Source organism: Telluria sp. AC161, from assembly GCF_979258535.1.
Genome location: NZ_OZ409861.1, coordinates 1,850,919 through 1,867,949, shown reverse-complemented (window position 1 = coordinate 1,867,949; position 17,031 = coordinate 1,850,919). Strand labels below are relative to the sequence as shown.

Sequence of the window (17,031 nt, the reverse complement as noted above, 5' to 3'; positions counted from 1 at the left end):
CAATGCGCCACGAAATCAGCTTGATTTGAACGCGTGGACGGCACAGCCGTCCACCCTACGCTCCAAGCAACTCAGCTACCATCGGCAAGACCCGCTCAGCGGATGCTTCAATCTTCAGCGCAAGCATGTCGTCGGCGCGCGTGCGCCCCAGGTTCAGCGCCGCAATCGGTTTGCCGGCCGCTTCGGCAAGCCGACAGAATCGAAACCCCGAATACACCATCAGCGACGAGCCGACCACGAGCAGTGCGTCGGCCGCCTCCATCCGTGCCAGCGCAGCTGCCGTGCGCGCTGCCGGCACATTGTCGCCAAAGAACACGACGTCGGGCATCAGCATGCCGCCACAGTGCACGCATGCCGGCGCGGTAAAACCCGTCACCGCATCCGGATCGATTTCGGCGTCGCCATCGGGCAGCGGCTGCGCGAGCACCTGGCGCAGGCCCGGATTGTCCGCCTCGAGCTGCACCTGTAGCGCGGCCCGCGTGAAGTTCGCGCCGCAGCCGAGGCACGTCACATGGTGGATATTGCCATGCAATTCCAGCACGTCGCGACTGCCCGCCTGGGTATGCAGGCCATCGACGTTTTGCGTCAGGATCGAGCCGATGCGGTTGTCCGTACCGAGCGCGGCCAACGCACGATGGCCAGCATTGGGCGCGGCGCCCGACATCATCCGCCAGCCCACCATGCTGCGCGCCCAATAGCGGCGCTGGATCGCCGGGTCGCGCCGGAATTCCGGGCCTTGGATGGGAAGCCTGCCGCGCCGCACGCCATCCCGGTCGCGATAATCGGGAATGCCGGATGCCGTCGACAGCCCCGCGCCGGTGAGCACCAGCGCACGGGGATATTGTTCGAGAAACGCCGCCAGTTGCGTGGCCGCGTGGTGTTCGCCAAGTGAATTGCCAGGTTCGTCGTTCATGGGTGGAATCGTACCACCGCTCTGCATTTACCGCGCCGACACGACAATGCCGCCGACGATCAGGCCGAACGCCGCCACGTGGTACAACTGCGGCAGTTCGCCCAGGAAGGCGGCCGATAGCAGCGCCGTAAACAGCGGTGTCAGATTGATGAAGAACGCGCTGATCCCGGGCCCGGCGCGCTGTACGCCCGCGCCCCAGCAACGCATGGCGATGATCGCCGGCCCGATCGCCAGGTACAGCAGTGCGCCGGCGAGGGGCCAGCTCCAGACGATCTGAGGCGTACCCAGCGCCCACTCGCCGCCGGCCAGCGCGGCCGACCACAGCATGCCATACGCTACCTGGGCCAGCAGGAAGGCGGCCCAGTCCGCACGCAGCGCCGGCACATCGTCCTTCTGCAGCAGCGACCAGCTGTAGAACGACCAGACAATCGTCGCCACGATCATGATCAGGTCGCCCGCTACCAGGCGTAGCGCGGCCAGTTCGGCCAGGCTGCCCCGGCACATGACGACCAGCACGCCGGCAATCGACAGCACGGCGCCGCCGATCTGCCGCCCCTTGACCGGCACGTTGTAGAACAGCCGGCCGACCAGCAGCATCCAGACCGGCACGCCGGACGCGACGAGCGTCACGTTCAGCGGCGACGAGGTCGTCAGCGCCAGGTATTGCATCGAGTTGTACAGTCCGATGCCCAGGAGGCCAAGCAGGGCATAGCGGCGCCAGTTGCGCAGCACGCCGGTGCCTGGGCGTAGTGCGGCGCGGCCCAGCACCAGCAGGATGAGGAGGGCGATCGACCAGCGCAGCAGGTTGAGCGTCATCGGCGGCATGGCGTCGCGCACGAGGCGGCCAATGATGGCATTGCCCGCCCACAGTACGGGCGGGATGCTCAGCAGCAGGACGGTGGTGAGCGAAAGCCGCTGCCGTTCCATGCTAACGCCGGCGCGGCGTCAGCACGCTCGGCAGTGCCTTGGGCAAGGTGTCCGGGAAGTCGCGCGAATAGTGCAGGCCGCGGCTTTCGTGGCGCGACATGGCGCTTTTCACGATCAGGTGCGCGACTTCGACCAGGTTGCGCAGCTCGAGCAGGTCGGGCGTGATGCGGAAGTTGCGGTAGTACTCGTCGATCTCTTCCTTGAGCAGCTTGATCCGGTGCAGCGCGCGCTCGAGGCGCTTGGTCGTGCGCACGATGCCGACGTAATTCCACATGAAGCGGCGCAGCTCGTCCCAGTTGTGGGCGATCACCACTTCTTCGTCGGCGTTCGTGACACGGCTGGCATCCCAGTCCGGCAGCGCAGGGTTGGCAATCGCCGGGCTCGCGGCGATCTGCTGCGCACAGGCACGGCCGACGACGACGCATTCGAGCAGCGAATTGCTGGCCAGCCGGTTGGCGCCATGCAGGCCGGTGCAGGCGACTTCGCCCACCGCATACAGGCCGGGGATATCAGTGCGCCCGGCCAGGTCGGTGACCACGCCGCCGCAGGTAAAGTGCACGGCCGGCACAACGGGGATGGGCTGCTGCGTGATGTCGATGCCCAGTTCGAGGCAGCGCGCATAGATGGTCGGGAAGTGTTCCATCAAAAATTCGGGGGGCTGGTGGCTGATGTCGAGGTTGACGTAATCGAGGCCCCGTTTCTTCATCTCGAAGTCGATCGCGCGCGCCACGACATCGCGCGGCGCCAGTTCGCCACGCGCGTCATGCGCTGGCATGAAGCGCTCGCCGGCCTGTGCGCCCGCTTCGGGTGGCAACTTGAGCAGGCCGCCTTCGCCGCGGATCGCTTCGGTGATCAGGAATGATTTCGCATACGGGTGGTACAGGCAGGTCGGGTGGAACTGGATGAACTCCATGTTCGACACCCGGCAGCCGGCGCGCCAGGCCATCGCAATGCCATCGCCGGTGGCGGTGTCGGGGTTCGTCGTGTACAGATACACCTTGCCGGCGCCGCCCGTGGCCAGCACCGTGTGCTCCGCCTCGAACGTCAGCACGTCGCCACTATTCACATCCTGCACGTGCAAGCCGTAGCAGCGCGGCTGACTGCCATGCGCAACCTTTGGCCGCAGCTTGGCGGACGTGATGACGTCGATCGCGACATGGTGCTCGAACAGCGAAATATTCGGGTGGGCGCGGACCTTCTGTTCCAGCGTGACTTGCACGGCGTGCCCGGTGGCGTCGGCCGCATGGATGATCCGTCGCTGGCCGTGGCCACCTTCGCGCGTCAGGTGAAAGCCCATCTCGGCGGTAGCGTCACGCGTGAACGGCACGCCCTGATCGATCAGCCATTCGATCGCTTCGCGCCCGTGTTCGACGATGTAACGGGTGGCGGTCTCGTCGCACAGACCGGCGCCGGCAACCAGGGTATCGGCCACATGCTGCTCGTGGCTGTCGCCCGAATCGAGCACGGCCGCGATACCACCCTGGGCCCAGGCGCTGGCGCCGTCGAGCAGGGTGCGCTTGGAGATGATGGCAACCTTGCGGGTCTGGGCCAGGTGCAGGGCTACCGACAGGCCGGCCAGGCCGCTGCCGACGATCGCGACGTCGAATTTCATGGGATTGTTGAAATGTTTACAGAGGCAATACTATAAGCCATTTGTCACCGGCTGCGGGACAGCGTGACCAGGCCAAACTCATCCGCAGCGGGTCGCAAATGTACGCCTGCGCACCGAAAGGCGGCGTATGGCGCGTTAGGATGAGCTATTACTCACCCAATCAAGGATTCACCATGACAGCAGATCGCACCCACGTAGCAGCCCTCGAAGACCGTATCGGTTCCCTGCGCTTTGCCATGTTCACGTTCCGTGACGAGCACGATCACCTGGCCAGCCAGCCAATGACCAAGCAGGACGTCGATGCCGAAGGCGGCATCTGGTTCTTCGTGCACTCGGCCACCGCCCTGTGGGACAGCATCGCGCACCAGCCTGAAGTCAACATTAGTTTCTCGGATATCGATGACAGCACGTATGTCTCGGTCAGCGGCACGGCCGAACGCATCGTCGACCGCGACAAGATCCGCAGCATGTGGAACCCGATGGTGCAAGCCTGGTTCCCGGCCGGCCCGGAAGACCAGCACGCCGTGCTCGTGCGCGTGGTGCCGCACGCTGCCGAATACTGGGATTCGAACGACAGCAAGATGGTGCGCCTGTTTGCGGTCGCCAAGGCAGCCGTGACCGGCAAGCAGCCGGATCTGGATTCGGAGCACGGCACCATCAAGCTGTAAACATTCTTTTGCACTAACTTGCGGCGAGGCATGAGAGTGGCGTAGAGTAGCCGCTCTCATTCAAAGGACATTCACTATGTTCCCAGCCTGGCCCCGCCGCATCCGATGATATCTCCCCTCGAACTGGCCGCGAATCTCTTCACGGCTATTGCCATCTTCCTGGCAGGCCGCAATAACGTCCACACGTGGTGGACAGGGATTGTTGGCTGTACCCTGTTCGGTGTGCTATTCATGCAGTCGCAGTTGTATGCCGACGTCGTGCTGCAAGCATTCTTTGTCGTGACGGGTGTGCTGGGTTGGTGGCGCTGGTTGCATGGGAAGGGCGGCGCACCGCTGCCGATTACCCATGCGGGCTGGCGCACGATGGCCTGGATGACGCCGGTCGGTCTCATCGCCACTGGCGGGTATGGCGCTGCACTTCACTTCTATACCAATGCTTACGCGCCGTTCATCGATTCGGCGGTGCTTGTGTTTTCCGTCATCGCGCAGTTGCTGATGATGGGGCGGCGCATCGAGAGCTGGCCGGTCTGGCTGTTGGTGAACACCATTGCGGTGCCGCTGTATTTCAGCCGTGGCTTGTACCTGACGGCGTTCCTGTACATGTGCTTCTGGGTGAATGCGATCGTGTCGTGGATCTGGTGGCGCAAATTGGCGAAGCAGGAGCAGGTGGCGGCGCAGGCCTCAAGCGGTGCGTATGCCGCTTCAGGCGGCCCGCCATGAAGCCTTGACGTTCGCCTGGCCTGCGTGGATGGCTGGCCAGGCGAACATCGAAACGGCAGCTGCGGGCACAACTTACATCAGCGCGTGAATGGCGGCAGATCACCTGCAGTTTGATTGCCACCCGTTTCCGGCGCGCCCATGCCCGTCACTTTCGGGCCGGCCTGGCCTGGCCGCGTATCCTGCGCGCCTGGATTGGTGTGCGTTGCTGCCGTATCGAGCGGTACGGTGCTTGGCGCTTCTGGCTGCGGCGCTGCGCTGCCGTCAGTAATTGGCGGCTCATTGCCTTCGGCACCGTCGGGTGCGTTCACGTACGGCCCCGATTGATTTCGGGTCAGCCCCGGGCCGCCGTTGCCGCCAGTTTCTGTCTGCGACTCATGCGATGGCGTCGCGCCTTGCTGGCCGCTGGTCTGGCCGCCAATACCGACAGTGGCGCCGTCCTGGTTTGCAGTCGTCGATGCGGGTGCGTTGCTGTTCATGGTAGTCCCCTTCGTGAAATGGATGAACCATTGTCATGCAGGGCAGGGCGGCCACGTATCGGCGTGCAGGGCATGGCGCTGTAGGACGAGAGCGCCCGTTACGGGCAATCCAGCGAAAATTTGCGGCAGCAGCCCTTACGAAGCCCGGCAGCACAGTGCTATACTGTATATCTATACAGTTATCTATTCAGCGCTCATGCCTGTGTTTGTACCGATCAACCTCGACCCACTGCCACCAGCCGACCCTGATCGGGCGGCCGCCAGCCGGCTCGGTGCGGGCAGCTTCTCCAGCATGTACGACGAGCCGGTTACCTCCGCCACGAGCGACGCCGAACTGGCGCGCGAATACATCTCCCATGGCGAGCTCAGCCCCAAGTCGATCGCCAATCTGCAAAAGGAGCTGTATCGGTTCCTGACCTGGTGCCGCGAAGAAGCACGCAAGACGTTCCAGCAACTGAACGTCGGCGACCTCAATCTGTACAAGGAATTCATCCGGCAGCCGCCGCCCGCGTGGATCAGCACCACCAAATGGCCACGCAACGATCCGCGTTATCGGCCATTCACCGGGCCCCTATCCGACACCAGCCGCCGCCAGGCGATGATTGCAATCAAGGGCGTGCTGACGTTTGCCGAGCAGACCGGTTATCTGCGCCGCAATCCGGCGCGGCTCGTGCGCAATGTCCGCGCTGCACACGCGAGCCGCATCACCCGCTACCTGAGCCCGGCCGCCATTGCCTATGCGCTGGCTGCGGCTGAAGCACGGCCTGGGGACACCGAAGCGACAGCGCGTCAGCGCGCGCGTGATCGCTTCCTGTTGATTGCGTTTGCCCAGACCGGCGCGCGCCTGAACGAAATCGTCAGCGCGAATATGGGCGCCGTCTACAGCGAGGGCGACGGGCGCTGGTGGCTCGACGTGCTGGGCAAGGGCAATAAGCCACGCCGGCTGCCGGCGCCGCCAGCCACCATCGGCGCCTACCGCGACTATCGGCGTGCGTTCGGTCTGTTAGAGCAGACGAGCAGGGGCGATCGCATGCCTCTGGTGCTGTCGAGCCGCACGAAGGAGTACGTAGGGATCACCGACGAAGCCGCATCCGAAGCACTCAAGGCGATCTTCCAGCTTGCAGCAGATGACGCGGCAGCGAAAGGGGATGGCGATAGTGCTTCGATGCTGAGACTGGCGTCACCGCACTGGTTACGGCATAGCATGCTGACGAACCATGCCAATAGTGGAGTGCAGCTCAAGACGCTGCAGGACACGGCGGGGCACGCCAATATCGCGACGACGGCAGCCTATCTGCACAAGACCGACCATGAGCGACATGACGAGATTCTTCGTTCGAACGGTGACCGAGGCATCAACTAAAACGATAGAGAAGACGAGGTCTTCCATTTGTAAATGTAACTAACCAACACGTAAAACAACTCCAACCGAAAATTTTAAAGCTAACTACTCCGAAACCGACACCAAATATCAAACAAGTCTACAGAAAAGAGGCCGGCTCTGATTCGACGGTGATCACCACAGATCGGCAGGAGAGGCGTTGCCACTTCCCCTGTGCCATGACCGATTGCTTATACCGGGATGGACGACGTGCCGCCTTCAGCGCTGCCGTAATTCTGTAACTCGTCGAGTGTCAGACGACGTTCGTTCAAGGCCGTGATGATGGCCTCGAGCTGTTCATCATCGGGCTGGATATAGACGATGCGTTGTTCGAGCAGGTTATCCCAATACGGCGTGTAGGGAACGGCGGTCTCGGTCATGACTTCGGCAGCGAAGGTGCCATCGTGCATTTCGCCGACGAGCGTGATGCGGGTTGTTGCGGGGACAGTATTCTGGACGGTGATGTTCATGGTGTGCCTTTGAGTGATCGGTAAGTGTTATCGCATTGTCACGCAGTCATCGGTTACGTGCAAATCACCGGCTGCGTGCCGTGCGCGGCTGTGGTGGATTGCTGCTGCCTGGAATGGATGGGACGTGTGGATGCAGGCGGGCACACGGCAATTAGCGAGAGCAGGGGAGCATGTCGTCGTCCGATTTTCTTGCATGTTCAGCGCCCGCTGCAAGTAACCGGTTCCTGAGCGGCGTTGTATCTATCGGATCTTCAACCCAACACAACTCGGAACATAGATTGTCTGCTCGACGGCACGGCACGCAATCATGCTGCTCCTGCCGCCGTTACCATCGTCTTAGCGTAAGCGATGGCATCCTCAAGACGGTCATTCCCCCAGAACATCTCGTCGCCAACGAAAAACATGGGCGCGCCAAAGATACCGCGGGCCTGGGCATCGGCTGTGCGCGCACGCAGCGCGGCCTTGCACGCATCCGTTTTAGCTGCCGCGATGATCTCTGCACTGTCAGCACCAAGTCCGGCGAGAATCCCGGCCAGCACCGCCTCGTCGCCAACTTCTCGGTCGTCCGCGAAATTGGCCAGCATGACCTGTTCACAGAAATCTTCAAGCCAGGACGTGCCTTCGCCCTGTAGTGCGATGCGCGCGGCAAGCAGCCCATGACGGGGAAATAGGGAAGGGCGTTGCCAGCGCAAGCCGTATTTGACGCACTGGCGGCGCAAGTCATGCCATACGTAATCGCCTTTCAGCGTCTGCAGCACGAATGGCGACGTTTCCCACCCCAGCGACTTGAAGATCGGACCGAGCATGAACGGCTTCAGCTCGACACGCAGGTTGGCAGCGGCCGCTGCGCGCCGTATCCGCATCATGCTCAGGTAACTGTAATTGCTACCGAAATCGAACCAGAATTCGATGATGTTCATTGAGCGTGAATCCAGTCAATCGACGATGAGGAGGCAACGGATTTCAATACCTTCTCTGGGAGGAGCTTCAGGTGATCGTTCCGAGCGGCGTGCGCGCCAGCGGCTGCCGTTGGCGAACGGGTGCCAGGCAGGCGACCAGGAAGCCGGCACCGGCCAGGCCCCAAATGACGGCGCTGATGAGTTCAAAAGTAGTGCGCAGCTGCGGGTGATTGATCGCCAGCGGCACGAACACCGCAGCCCGCAACAGGCAGACCCCGGCCATGCCGGCCAGCATGAGGCGGGGTAGCGGTAGTCGCGGCAAGCGTCCCAATGCGGAGAAGGCGTAGGCCGCGCACACCGTCATGAGTAGTCCGATAATGCTGGTGCTCGATGGTGCCAACCAGGTTCCGGCACGCGATGACGCCACGACCTGCAGCGGTGCATTGAAGAATATAAACCAGCCGGTTCCGCCAGCAATGGCCAGCGAAGTGGATGACGGCGCCGATAGCGCTGATGATGCCAGCAAAATAGACAAGTCGGATGGCCAGGTTTTTCATCTGCGACTTTCAGCAAGGTGAGAGAAGATGACGGTGGTGGCAAGGTGCAGCCAAGACGTGTCAGACATCGAGAGGTGTGAGAGTGACTCAGCCTGCAATAATCTCAATCGACATTAGGGAATATATTGTCGAGTTAGGTTTTGAAGCAGGTGTATCTCCTTGTCCCCTGTGTTTGATAAGGGTAGAGTCCCAGCATGATCAAATATACGTTGCCTAATGAAAATTGAACATGTTTCTGCTGGTGCCAACCCCAATTCGCAACACAACGATGACCACATCGCAGTGTTCACATGCGCCGGCGTGAGCGACATTATCGTCATTGACGGTGGCTCATCCGTGGCGGAACGGGATCACATCGACGAAGTACACGGCGATGTCGCATGGTTCGTCCATGCATTTACCGATTCACTTCAAAAAATGCTGATACCAGGGCGAGATCAGCCTGATTGCGTCCGGATGGCGATCGTCGATGTCCGAGCGCAGTTTATGCACCTGACAGCCGGTCGCGACGTTCCAGTGCACGCGTGGCCAATTGCAGCAATGACCTGGTTGAGGATATCGCATCACGACGAGGCTGCACACGCGACGCTGTACTGCCTTGGTGACTGCAAGACGCTGCTGTACACGACCAGCGGACCCTGTATCGACCTGGATCCATTCGTGAATCCACAGGAAGCTGTTCTGCAGGATGTGATTGCGAAAATGACAGACGACGGTATCGCGGATCCGGCAAGTCGACGCGAACAGATGCTCCCGATGCTGCGAGCCCGCCGCGAATCACAAAACCTGGCGCCAGCGCCCGGTGTCCTGTGTCTTGATCCGAATGGGCCGTTTCAGGCGCGTCTACGCAGTGTGGAACTGACGGACGACGCCAGCATTCTGGTGATGACAGACGGCTTCTATCGGCTGATCGATCTCTACGGCTTGTACACTGACGCGGCGCTGGTGGAGGCGTGCATCGCCCACGGACTCAAGGCGCAACTCGACAAGTTGCGGAACTACGAAGCCACGAGTGGACGAACTGCAGAACGCGCTGTGAAAGCGTCTGACGATGCATCTGCAGCGATCTGGACCATATCGTAGATTGCGCTGAGAGGGAGGCGTGCCCGACGTTCTACCTGCAATCAGCAGCTAACACGCACAACGCATTTAACATAATATAGATTATGCGGTGTTTGTATTTTTGCTTGGATGCCTGCGGGCTGATCCAGATATGCGCCATGTCAGCCATGCGGTCAGTCTTTCCCAACCGAGTCCCCGGCCACCGGCAAAACAAACCCATGACCCAATTGCGCCATGTGCAGCGCCTGTTCCAAAGACTCGATACGGCGCAGCAGCGTCAATGCCAGTGCAAGACCGTTTCGGTCCAGCTCAAAGTCATCCCGTAGCCTGCGCGCCTGCCTGACGGTGAGGACGTGCACCGAATGGAAGCCGGCGCCCGGGTTCGACGCATCGGCTGGCACCATCACGCCATCCTCGACCAGATTGCTGATGTCATCGGGCGATAGTCCAGATACTTCAACCAGATGATCAATCGAGCACACTGCCGTCTCGTTAAGCCAGACCGCATGAGTCACTTGCATGGACATGAGTAAATCTCCTTAACCGAAGTTGGCACGGGCCTGAAACTTGGATGCCTCTGCCAGTTGCTGGTACAGCGCGCGCTCGGCATCGCTGACCTGCGATGGGACCTTGATGACGATGACCGCGTAAAGCGCACCGGCAACACCATCGGGCCCGCGCAAGCCACGCTTGGCCAGGCGCAGTTGCTGGCCCGCTGTCGATCCTGCCTTCACAGTCAGTTCGACGTGCCCGTCCAGTGTTGGAATCCGAACCGCTGCGCCCAGCACGGCTTCCCAGGGAGCAAGCGGCAGATCCATGTACAGATCGCGCCCGCTGAGGCGATATAACGGGTGCGGCGTCAATGCCAGCGCGACGTACAGGTCGCCGGGCTGACCACCATGGTGGCCGGGACCACCCTTGCCTGCCAGGCGCAGCCGCTGACCGTTGGCCGCGCCGGCTGGGATCGTGATGCGAAAGGTCCGGCTGACCAGATGTTGCACGCCGCGGGCGTCGGACTCGGGCAGATTCGCACGTACTTCAATCTCACCGCCGCCGTGAATCTGCTCGAGCGTGACGTCCGCGGAAATATCCACGTCCTGGCCCCGGACAGGCGCTGGCCGGCGTGCTTGACCACCCCTTGTTCCACGTCCGAATGCGGCGAACAGATCGGCAAGATCAGCCTCGTCGAAGCCTGCCCCAGCCGTGCTGAAGTTGTGCTGCCATCCGGGCGGCGGCGCAACGTCGGCGCCTTCCGGCGCCTTGCCAAGCGCATCGTAAGCAAGGCGCTTTTCAGGATCCTTCAAGACCGCATAGGCCTCGCCGATCGCCTGAAATTTCTCTTTGGCCGATGCATCCTTCGAGACATCAGGGTGAAATTTGCGTGCCAGCTTGCGGTACGCCTGCTTGATCTCGTCAGCACTGGCAGTGCGCGGAACGTCCATGGTCTGGTAGTAGTCTTTATATTTCACAAGAATCCTGGGGAATTTACGGTTAGTTGAGATAGCGAGAAAACAATACGTGGAGTCATTTGCATCGCGTTATCTTCGGCAACTTTGATCATTGGAGATCACTTTTCATGCTGAACTTTCGTGGTGCAATGACATCTGGCTGCAGGTTCAGTGGAGCTCACTCTTCAGAAGCTCATCTCAACTTCGATGCCGCTGCTTCTGCTTGCGCTGTTGTTTTTATTTTTGTCTTTTACATAAGTTGGTTAGTTACTTTAATATTTGGTGGTTAGTGATCTGTAAGTTTCCTTGCACACCTTCCGTACTCAAATAGCCAACTGCGTCGGTAGGAAAGCGCAATTGAGGCTATGGTTGGGCAAGAAATGCAATATCGATCGCATGCGAGCCAGGTCTTTCTCCAAGTGCCGTCCTTGTACCCAATCATTCTGGTCATTGTCATTGTCAGTGTCAGCCAGGCATCAGCGCAGCAAGCGCCCTCTTCAATGCCGTCAATCTTGCGTGCGAGCCATGTGCTCGGGCTGCGAATCTGCGAAAGACCACTTCCCAGGCCCTCATCGCCCGGCGTTTTGCACGAGAACGACTTGCTCTGCAGGAGTTTCTGTAATTCCTGGAGTTTCGTTTAAGCCCAGCCTTTCAGGTCCCTGCCTTCCCCGGAACAGCGCAAGCAAACGATCGCGTCCAAACCGAGACAACGATTCGTACAGAGTGATCAAATATTAGAGGACTCTCGCGAAATACCCAGGGCAACAACCTCGTATTCCATCAGCATAAACTGGACCAAAAACAAGGCAATCATCAGGTTTAATTCGATAAGAATCCCGACGTTGTAGCCGCCCGGCAGCGCTGACCCCAGGATCGCGCGAAGACACATATATGCGATAAGCAGGTAATTTGTCGGCTTGCGCTTGATACGCAGCGTCGTCCTGCATGTCGGGCATGTCGTCGTACCGTCGAGCGTCATGAATAATGTCGAAGAGTTGGAGAGAGAGAAATCCTGACATTGAGGACATTGGTACATGCTTCCCCCTGATTAGATAGAACGCGTGTTCCGATTTGATAGTAACTGAATAACCCCCTCATACGCTCATACAAAGTCACGCACAGTCAAATACTTCATTCGTCATCCCCTCCCCCGTCGCGGCATTCCCAGCTGGACTTGACTCGCCATGCCCATCAGTCGAACTGATTCGATTTGCCAATGATGTGGACCGTTAACCGACGAGGCACACTCAGACCTTCCTTCTGGTGGCTTATGTCGGAGCTGTTGTCCTGGAGATAGCCGAGCCCTCCGATAAATTCGTGTGTGGTTGTGTACATGTTGGTTAGTTACCTTCTTGTGCTACTCTAGTGCATCCCAACCTGATTCCATCCTCCATGTCCACACCAACCTCATGGGACCGTGATCCCATCAAAGCGTTCCGGGAATTCGTCACCACTACAGCTTTCGCCGAAACCGGCCGCCGCCTGCCCGCCGATGGCACGTTGCGCATTCCGTCTGCAGCGTCCGCGAAGATCTACAACTTCATGTTTGCCAACGTGGCGGGCTGGATGATTGAACAAGGCCTCACCTTCTCCATAGTCACCCACAACGACCTCGCCCGGTTCATCGGCCGCACCGTCAAGGGAAAGCTCATCCTCAACAGCAAGATCGCCTACCGCTATCTGCGTCTCCTCGAGCGCTGCTATGAGCACCTCGACGTCAACCCCAACCCGGCGCAGCTCGCCATCCTCAATATCGATCGTGCCCACATGACACGGGATGACGCCGGCCGCACCTTGTCTGAAGAACAGTTGGTACGGTTCTTCGCAGCCTTGCCAGCCGAAGCACCACAGCGCCGCACCAGTACCCCGTTCGAGGGCTGGAAGCGCCGGCGGGATCGTGCCATGCAGGTCGTCATGGCCCTGGCCGGTTTGCGCGTATCGGAAGCGATCGGCTTGCTGATGTCCGAGATCGGCCGCCAGCAGGCGCTCGACGGCTCGATCGTGCTGACCATCACGCCCGACGAAAAGCATGACACCAGCCACGAACATACGATTACCCTCCCCCGCGACGGCGCCGACGAGCTGCTGCCATGGCTCGCCGAGCGCGAGACGCTGGCCATCCCTGGCCAGTTCGTCTTTCCGGCCAATGCAGCCGGTGCCAGGATGACAAGAAAGACGGTCTATGTGCAGATGCGCGCCACCTTCGAGCGCGCCGGGATGGATCTGGCGCGCTCCGGCGGCCGCACGCTGCGTAACACGTTCGCCAAGCAGCAGCTCGACAACGGCGCAAGTCCTGACGACCTCAAGGATGTGCTCGGCCTGGCGCTCGAACGCTCTGCTGCCGATTACAAGCTCACGCGCGTCAAGCCGGACCCGGGCGAAAACATCGACGACAAGGGATGATCAGTCCGGCTTATTGACTCGGCGCCGGCGCAGCATCTCGACGAGCGCCCGGATCGCGCGCGACGATGGCGTCGATATCGATGGCATCGGCCATCTTCCGATAGCCGGCATCGCCCGGGTGCAGATGGTCGCCCGAATCAAATTGAACACGCATGCGCTGCGGCCGTGCCGGATCGCGCAGCACCGCGTCGAAGTCGACCACGGCATCGAAGATGCCGGCGCTCCGGATCCAGTCATTCAACCGCAGGCGCAATGCCTCTTTCTGCGGGTTGTAATGCCCGGCAAACGGCGTTCCCTCCAGCGCGCCCTCGAATGGCGGCAACGTCCCCACCGTGATCCGGATTTTTCTGGCATGCGCGGTGGCCGCAAGCTGGCGAAAGCCCGCCGTCAATTCGTTCAGCGTCACCATCGTTTCAGCCGGCGCGAATGGACTGCCAGGCCAGCCGATATCGTTGATCCCCAATAGGACAATCACGTCCGACACCCCGGGTTGACCCAGCACATCCTGCCCGAATCGCGCCAGCGCGCGCTCGCCCATGCCATCTTTCAGCAGCCGCGCACCGGAAATGCCGGCATTGGCCACGGCGATGCCATGCGGCGCCAGCCGGCGCGCGAGGAAATCGGGCCAGCGCCGATCTGCATCCGGCGTCGATCCATTGCCATCCGTGATGGAGTCGCCCAGCGCCACCACCGTGCGGCCTTCTGGCAGTGCATCGACCAGCACAGCGCTGAGAAACAAGCGCCCTTCCACCCGCGTCGCGTTCGAAAGCTCGGCTTCCCGGCTGGCATTGCCGGCAGCGATGCTGATACGTTGCGACGCACCCCAGTGAAACCCGGTGACCGGGGTACGCTGGGGGAGATAGGTCGTAACCTCCAGCTGCGATAACGGCGCGACCGATAGCGCAACCGGGTCGCTCGTGACGGTCGCGCCAGGTGCGATCACTACCTGCCGTGCGCCTGCGAACGTCACTTCGCGCATCATCACGCTGGCCGCGCCGATTGCCAGAGGCGCTTTGCCGTAGCGATTCGAGAACACCAGTTTGATGCGCTCGCCGCCGGCACTGATGCGAACGTATTCGCGCACCGTCTGATGATCCAGAACGGCAGGCACGTTCATCGGCAAAACGAATTGGCTATCCCATCCAGGCTGAGGCGCTGCGTACCAGGACGTCACCCAATCCGTACGTGCGTCCTCGGCCAGTGCGTTGCCTGCAAGGGTCATGGCGGTCCAGATCGCGGCGTTATGTAGGTAGTGGCGCATGGGAATCCTCAGTAATAAAGAACACACGATAGGTCATTCGATATTTTGCTGGAAGATGATAAAGTCGAACATCACTCATTCCATTCAAGAATATATCGATGGATACTCTGCGCGCCATTCGTACCTTCGTACGAACGCTGGAGCTGGGCAGCTTGTCGGCGGCAGCGCGTGAACTCGGGACGACGCAGCCGACGGTCAGCAAGCTCCTGGCCCAACTCGAGCAGCACCTGTCTGTGCGGCTGTTTCAGCGCAGTACCAGGGGCTTGTCGCCAACCGACCAGGGGCGGCAGTTCTACCTCGATGCCAAACTGGTGCTCGATGGCTTCGATGCTGCCGTCGGCACCGTCCAGGGAATGACAGGCCAGGTCTCGGGTCTTCTGCGGATCAATGCGCCCGTTGGCCTGGGGCAGTTGCGGATCAATGCGATCGTCGGGCGTTTTCTGGCAGCGCATCCGGCGGTGGAGATCGAACTGGTACTGGACGACCGCTACATCGACATGGTCGCTGAAGGCGTCGATATCGCTTTCCGGCTCGGTGGACCGCTGCCGCCGGATGTCACCGGCCGCCACCTGGCCACGATCCCGCGCTTTCTTGCGGCCTCGCCCACGTATCTGCAACAACGGGGCGAGCCAGAACAGCCGGCTGATCTGACCGGTCACGACTTCGTGCGCTTCGCATGGACACCCGGTACCACGATCGATCTGCACCGTGGCGATCAGGCGCTCCAGGTCCCGGTCCGCAGCCGCTATCGCGTCAACAATGCGCTGGCGATCCGGGAAGCGCTCGTGCTGGACAGCGGGATTGCCATTTGTCCCGACTGGCTGATCCACGATCTGTTGTGGAGCGGCGCACTGGTTCAGGTATTGCCAGACTGGATGGCCCGCAGTCAAGACTTGTACGTGCTGACGCCATCGCGCCACTATCAGCCGCTGCGCGTAAAAACCTTCATTGATTTCGCGGTCGATCAATTCAGCCAGATCGGCGGCTTTCATAACGCAGCGCCAGCGCAAGGCGTTCAAACGCTACCGTCAACCACGGTATGACGGCAGCGCGAGCTCGTGGGAAGCGCGTGCGAATCCGTTGTTGATCAGCTTTTTGACCAGTGACGAACCAGCCACGCGCATCGCGCGCTGCAGGAACGCCAGACCGAAACGCGTGTGCGGCCACAGGATGCGGGGCACAATTTTCGGCAGGCGCTGACCTTTCTTCACATACGGCCGCATGATGCGTTCGTAGGCGGCAAACGCGACTGCAGGCGCCGCGCCGTTTGCCAGTTCGCCGGCAATCACATAGCCGCCGATCATGGCCAGCGACGTGCCGATACCCGTCAGCGGCGTCGGGCACCAGGCTGCATCGCCCACCAGCGCCACGCGGTTGGCGCACCAGCGCGGCATGCGCACTTGCTGCAGCACGTCAAAGTAAAAGTCATCGGTCGTTTTCATGGCCTCGAGAATGCGTGGAAACTCCCAGCCATCGTGCGCAAACTGCTGCTCGATGAACTGGCGCTGCCGCGCGGCATCCCAGTGGTGCTCGCCCTCGGGCGTCTTGTGCACGCCCACGTAGGCGCCGAGCTTGTCGTCGCGGGCGGGTTTCAGCGTTGCGCCACGGCCGCCGATGGTGTTGTATTGCCGCGCATAAGGCCCGTCCTGTGGCGTGGCCGGGATACTGAAGTACGCGATCGTCAGGTTCATCCAGCGTGGCTTGTTTTCGCCCGGGAACACAAGCTCACGGGTGCTCGAGCCGACGCCTTCGGCAACGATCACGGCGGCGTAGCGGCCCGTGCGGCCGCTGTCGAAGGTGACGTCAACGCCGTCATCGTCCTGCACGACCTGTGCGATGTGGTCACCGAAGCGGACATTGACGCGTTCGCAGACGGCGTCATGGATGATGCGGGCCAGATCGCCGCGACGGATTTCCAGTTCGGCCGTGGGGCCATTGTCTGTGGTGGAATCGGCTGCCTCGAAGCGCGCGATCACGCGGTTGTCTTCGTCCACCCACTCCGTGCCCAATTCTTGCGTGCTGCACCGGAAGGCCGCCGCTTCGAGTCCCATCTTGCGCAGCACGTCGCGGGCATTGCCCCGCACATCGACGTTCTGGCCACCATCCCGGAAGGCGGGCGCCCGCTCGACCAGTTCTACCTCGACGCCGTAATACGCCAGCCACCAGGCGGCCGTGTTGCCAGCGACGCTCGCGCCGGTGATCAAGATGCGTTGTGACATGTCCTGCCCCCGCTG

Annotated in this window: 18 protein-coding genes; 6 read left to right on the top strand and 12 right to left on the bottom strand. The window is 61.0% G+C overall.

Annotated elements, in window-relative coordinates:
• Nucleotides 1–55: 55 nt before the first annotated feature.
• The 3 genes from ACZ0AJ_RS08415 to nadB are packed head-to-tail and all read right to left on the bottom strand — an operon-like array spanning nucleotide 56 to nucleotide 3,452.
• A complete protein-coding gene (locus ACZ0AJ_RS08415; RefSeq protein WP_499453852.1) occupies nucleotides 56–940 on the bottom strand; it encodes an NAD-dependent protein deacetylase in 885 nt (294 codons plus the stop codon).
• Entirely contained in the window at nucleotides 941–1,840 is a 900-nt protein-coding gene (locus tag ACZ0AJ_RS08410; RefSeq protein WP_499454511.1) for a DMT family transporter, read from the bottom strand. It abuts the gene before it with no gap.
• A gap of 1 nt (nucleotide 1,841) precedes the next feature.
• Nucleotides 1,842–3,452, bottom strand: a complete 1,611-nt coding sequence (nadB, locus tag ACZ0AJ_RS08405; RefSeq protein WP_499453851.1) for an L-aspartate oxidase — start codon at nucleotides 3,450–3,452, stop codon at nucleotides 1,842–1,844.
• A 173-nt stretch (nucleotides 3,453–3,625) separates the two neighbouring features.
• Here nadB and ACZ0AJ_RS08400 point away from each other — a divergent pair, with 173 nt between their 5' ends.
• Nucleotides 3,626–4,120 (top strand): pyridoxamine 5'-phosphate oxidase family protein, encoded by a 495-nt coding sequence (locus tag ACZ0AJ_RS08400; protein WP_499453850.1) that lies wholly within the window; start codon nucleotides 3,626–3,628, stop codon nucleotides 4,118–4,120.
• A 105-nt stretch (nucleotides 4,121–4,225) separates the two neighbouring features.
• The gene (pnuC, locus tag ACZ0AJ_RS08395; protein WP_499453849.1) at nucleotides 4,226–4,840 is read left to right on the top strand and encodes a nicotinamide riboside transporter PnuC; all 615 of its coding nucleotides are present in this window, start codon (nucleotides 4,226–4,228) and stop codon (nucleotides 4,838–4,840) included.
• 77 nt (nucleotides 4,841–4,917) lie between these two features.
• Here pnuC and ACZ0AJ_RS08390 read toward each other — a convergent pair whose 3' ends face one another.
• Complete coding sequence (locus ACZ0AJ_RS08390) at nucleotides 4,918–5,316, bottom strand: hypothetical protein (RefSeq protein WP_499453848.1); 399 nt, start codon at nucleotides 5,314–5,316, stop codon at nucleotides 4,918–4,920.
• A gap of 196 nt (nucleotides 5,317–5,512) precedes the next feature.
• Between ACZ0AJ_RS08390 and ACZ0AJ_RS08385 the strand changes: the two genes are divergently transcribed.
• Nucleotides 5,513–6,679, top strand: a complete 1,167-nt coding sequence (locus tag ACZ0AJ_RS08385; RefSeq protein WP_499453847.1) for a tyrosine-type recombinase/integrase — start codon at nucleotides 5,513–5,515, stop codon at nucleotides 6,677–6,679.
• Between the two features lie 209 nt (nucleotides 6,680–6,888).
• Here the strand turns inward: ACZ0AJ_RS08385 and ACZ0AJ_RS08380 are convergent, their stop codons facing one another.
• The 3 genes from ACZ0AJ_RS08380 to ACZ0AJ_RS08370 form a co-directional block, all read right to left on the bottom strand.
• Complete coding sequence (locus tag ACZ0AJ_RS08380; RefSeq protein WP_332532062.1) at nucleotides 6,889–7,167, bottom strand: hypothetical protein; 279 nt, start codon at nucleotides 7,165–7,167, stop codon at nucleotides 6,889–6,891.
• Nucleotides 7,168–7,472: 305 nt separating this feature from the next.
• Nucleotides 7,473–8,087 (bottom strand): 2-hydroxychromene-2-carboxylate isomerase, encoded by a 615-nt coding sequence (locus ACZ0AJ_RS08375; protein WP_499453846.1) that lies wholly within the window; start codon nucleotides 8,085–8,087, stop codon nucleotides 7,473–7,475.
• A gap of 67 nt (nucleotides 8,088–8,154) precedes the next feature.
• Entirely contained in the window at nucleotides 8,155–8,601 is a 447-nt protein-coding gene (locus tag ACZ0AJ_RS08370) for a hypothetical protein (protein ID WP_499454506.1), read from the bottom strand.
• 238 nt (nucleotides 8,602–8,839) lie between these two features.
• Between ACZ0AJ_RS08370 and ACZ0AJ_RS08365 the strand changes: the two genes are divergently transcribed.
• Nucleotides 8,840–9,706, top strand: a complete 867-nt coding sequence (locus ACZ0AJ_RS08365; RefSeq protein WP_499453843.1) for a hypothetical protein — start codon at nucleotides 8,840–8,842, stop codon at nucleotides 9,704–9,706.
• 152 nt (nucleotides 9,707–9,858) lie between these two features.
• On the opposite strand, the gene ACZ0AJ_RS08360 is transcribed toward ACZ0AJ_RS08365, so the two are convergent.
• The 3 genes from ACZ0AJ_RS08360 to ACZ0AJ_RS08350 form a co-directional block, all read right to left on the bottom strand.
• Nucleotides 9,859–10,212: a chaperone modulator CbpM gene (locus ACZ0AJ_RS08360; RefSeq protein ID WP_499453842.1), complete on the bottom strand. Its 354-nt coding sequence runs from the start codon at nucleotides 10,210–10,212 to the stop codon at nucleotides 9,859–9,861.
• Nucleotides 10,213–10,224: 12 nt separating this feature from the next.
• Nucleotides 10,225–11,154: a DnaJ C-terminal domain-containing protein gene (locus ACZ0AJ_RS08355; RefSeq protein ID WP_499454504.1), complete on the bottom strand. Its 930-nt coding sequence runs from the start codon at nucleotides 11,152–11,154 to the stop codon at nucleotides 10,225–10,227.
• A gap of 706 nt (nucleotides 11,155–11,860) precedes the next feature.
• A complete protein-coding gene (locus ACZ0AJ_RS08350) occupies nucleotides 11,861–12,112 on the bottom strand; it encodes a hypothetical protein (protein ID WP_499453838.1) in 252 nt (83 codons plus the stop codon).
• Nucleotides 12,113–12,525: 413 nt separating this feature from the next.
• Between ACZ0AJ_RS08350 and ACZ0AJ_RS08345 the strand changes: the two genes are divergently transcribed.
• On the top strand, nucleotides 12,526–13,536 hold the full coding sequence (locus tag ACZ0AJ_RS08345) for a tyrosine-type recombinase/integrase (RefSeq protein ID WP_499453837.1): 1,011 nt from the start codon (nucleotides 12,526–12,528) through the stop codon (nucleotides 13,534–13,536).
• Nucleotides 13,537–13,546: 10 nt separating this feature from the next.
• On the opposite strand, the gene ACZ0AJ_RS08340 is transcribed toward ACZ0AJ_RS08345, so the two are convergent.
• Nucleotides 13,547–14,797 carry an SGNH/GDSL hydrolase family protein gene (locus tag ACZ0AJ_RS08340; protein WP_499453836.1) on the bottom strand — a complete coding sequence of 417 codons (1,251 nt, stop codon included), beginning with the start codon at nucleotides 14,795–14,797 and terminating at the stop codon, nucleotides 13,547–13,549.
• Between the two features lie 98 nt (nucleotides 14,798–14,895).
• Between ACZ0AJ_RS08340 and ACZ0AJ_RS08335 the strand changes: the two genes are divergently transcribed.
• Nucleotides 14,896–15,840, top strand: a complete 945-nt coding sequence (locus ACZ0AJ_RS08335; RefSeq protein ID WP_499453835.1) for a LysR family transcriptional regulator — start codon at nucleotides 14,896–14,898, stop codon at nucleotides 15,838–15,840.
• On the opposite strand, the gene ACZ0AJ_RS08330 is transcribed toward ACZ0AJ_RS08335, so the two are convergent.
• Nucleotides 15,826–17,016 carry an FAD-dependent monooxygenase gene (locus ACZ0AJ_RS08330; protein ID WP_499453834.1) on the bottom strand — a complete coding sequence of 397 codons (1,191 nt, stop codon included), beginning with the start codon at nucleotides 17,014–17,016 and terminating at the stop codon, nucleotides 15,826–15,828. The genes ACZ0AJ_RS08335 and ACZ0AJ_RS08330 overlap by 15 nt on opposite strands.
• Nucleotides 17,017–17,031 lie beyond the last annotated feature (15 nt).